The 2,688-nt window shown below is 69.2% G+C and carries 2 protein-coding genes; both read right to left on the bottom strand.

What is annotated here, in order from left to right; translation table 11 throughout:
* Positions 1-92: 92 nt before the first annotated feature.
* The gene (istB, locus tag BM204_RS22075) at positions 93-911 is read right to left on the bottom strand and encodes an IS21-like element helper ATPase IstB (RefSeq protein ID WP_091117774.1); all 819 of its coding nucleotides are present in this window, start codon (positions 909-911) and stop codon (positions 93-95) included.
* Positions 908-2,494, bottom strand: coding sequence for an IS21 family transposase (istA, locus tag BM204_RS22070; protein ID WP_305728408.1), 1,587 nt, complete (start codon positions 2,492-2,494; stop codon positions 908-910). Before istA ends, istB begins: the two co-directional genes overlap by 4 nt.
* Positions 2,495-2,688: the final 194 nt, after the last annotated feature.

Genomic DNA, 2,688 nt, shown 5'->3' with positions numbered 1-2,688 from the left:
CGGTCATGAAACCTGCCCGGTGACGGTCACGAGAAGTGCCCGGTGGCGGCCATGAGATCTGCCCAAGGGCTGGCCGCCACCGGCCGGTTTGCTCAGCTCAAGGGGCTCACCCCTTGCCCGGCGAGTGCCTGGGTCAGGCGCACGCTCTCACCGGTGGTCTGACAGACGTGGGCGTGGTGCAGGAGCCGGTCGACGGTCGCGGTGGCCAGCGTTTTAGGCATCAGCTCGTCGAACGCGGCCGGGTGCAGATTCGAGCTGATCGCGACCGAGCGTTTCTCATACGCGGCATCGACGAGGCGGTAGAGACCTTCGGCGGCGTCCTGGGCAACCGGCAAAAGGCCAATGTCATCGACGACCACCAAATCTGCTCGCAGAACCCGGGCGATGGCCTTAGTGACGGTGTCGTCCGCGCGATGTCTGCGCAGCAGCACCCCGAGGTCCTCGAGGGTGAACCAGGCGACCTTCAACCCGGCCTCGACCGCTTGCTGACCCAGGGCCTCGAGCAGGAACGTCTTCCCGGTCCCCGATGGGCCACACACCACGAGGTTCTCCCGGCGTGTGACCCATTCCAGGGTTCGCAGGGCCTGCTGGGTCGGGGCCGGGATCGAGGACGCCTCGGGCGCCCAGGACTCGAACGTCTTCCCGGTCGGGAACCCCGCCCCTGCCCGCCGGGTGGCGAGCGCGGAGCGTTCCCGGCCGATGGCTTCCTCGCCCAGCAGCGCGCGCAGGACCTCGACGGGTTCCCAGCGTTGCGCCTTCGCGGTCGCGACGACCTCGGGTGCGTGACGACGGATGTGCGGCAGCCGCAGGCGCCGCAGGAGCGCCTCGACGTCCTCGGGCAGTGGTGGCGCGGCCGGCACGCCCAGCACCGGCGCGATGGCCTTCGTGCCCGTCCTCGTGGGGGTGGTCATGCGAGCACCCCGCCCTCGACGTCATCGACGCCGGCGGCGCTGTCTTCGCGCGGCCCGGATTGACCGAGCCCGGTGCCGAGTCCGGTGCCGAGTCTGGCCCAGGCGGACGTGCCCTGGGTCAGGCTGTGGTCCTCACCGGCGCGGTGCTGGCGCTCGTTGGTGCGGGTGCCGGCGTGGTGGTCGAGGATGGATGCGAGGTCGGCTTCGGCGAACCGGCCGTGGACCGCGGCATGCCCGAGCGCCCAGTCGACCTCGGCGGGATCGAACAGCTTCGCCAGGGCGAGGGCCTGGGCCATCTTGACCCGCATCTTGGTGGACCCGGCCGCGGCGGCCTCGGACAACCACATGTGGGCGCCCTCACCCAGGGCGAGGAACTCGACGTCAGCAGCGTTCTTCGCTTTCGGGCGTCGGTCCAATGCCCCTGCTGGGGCTGGCGGGAAGTGTTCCTCGGTGATCTTCGGGCTGCCCGGGGTGGCGCGACGGTGGCGGGCGACCTCGAGCGGCCCGGCTGGTCCGATGTGGACGATGACGACCTGCTCCGCCTCGCCACGACCATGCACACGCACCCACACCGTCTCACCGACCAAGGTGTGTGGCACCGAGTACTGCCCGGACTCATAAGAGACCATCGGCATCGAGACTGGCACGGTCCGGGTGAGTCCGAACGCGACCGTGTGCGGGTGGACCGGGACCGGATGAAGGCGGGCGCGTTCCTCGGCCAACATCTCGACCGGTGCCCGGCGGGTGACCCGGTGGATGCGACCGTTGACCTCCTGACAGAACGCCTCGCAGGCGGCCTCGAGCTCCGCGAAGCTGGCGTAGGCCGGGAGCAGGTTGGTGTCCTTGGGCACCAGGTCGGCCTTGGCCAGTTTCACCGTGGACTCGCTGCCGCCCTTCGACGCCGGGTCGGCCGGCTCGCAGGTATGCACGGTGACGGCGTAGTGGCGGGCGAAGGCGACCATCTGGGGGTTGCGGACCGCGATCCCCGCGACGTGCTCGAGGGTCACGGTCTTCTCGTTGTCGGTCAGCACGTAGGTCGGTGCCCCGCCGAGGCGTCGCAGCGTCACGTCGAGGGCGGCGAACACGCTCGGCATCGTCTTGTCCCGGATCGCGAGGACCACCCGGAACCTCGACCACGCCAACCAGGCGCAGAACAGCGTCGTCTTCACACCATCGATGACGGGACCGTCCCCGAAGTCGTACTGGAGCCACATGCCGGGCTCGGTGACCCAGGGCCGGTGCACGCGTCGGCGCCCGGACCGGTAGTCCTTCTTCACGACCGCGACCGCACGACGGGTGGTTCGCTCCGAGCCCTCGTAGCCCAGCGCGAGGAGCTTGTCGTGGGCCTTGTCGCCGCGGATCTTGCCGGCCGACTGCTCGACCCATTCCTCGACCTTGTCCAAGTACTCATCGATCAGCTGCGGCCGAGCCGCAGCCACGCCCGAGACACGACCCGCGTCGCGGGCCGTCACATGGGCAGCGACGGTGTGATGCGAGCATCCCGCGAGCTCGGCGGCGTCACGAAACGACCCGGTCAGATCGTAGGCTTCCAAGATTTCCATGATTTCCTCTGCAGACTTCAAGTAGTCCCTCCTCAGGGAGCGATCAGCGGCTTCAGCACTGCTGAGCGCACCTGAGGAGGGGCCTCAACCGCGGGACGCGGTGAGGCAGACGACGTCGTGTCGGGCAGATCTCATGGCCGCCACCGGGCACTTCTCATGTCCGCCAGCGGGCAGTTTCATGGCCGTCTCCGGGCAGTTTCTCGTGGCCGCTGTCA

The sequence above is a fragment of the Nocardioides psychrotolerans genome (assembly GCF_900113685.1).
Lineage (GTDB): Bacteria > Actinomycetota > Actinomycetes > Propionibacteriales > Nocardioidaceae > Nocardioides > Nocardioides psychrotolerans.
This window is presented reverse-complemented; position numbering and strand designations above follow the sequence as displayed.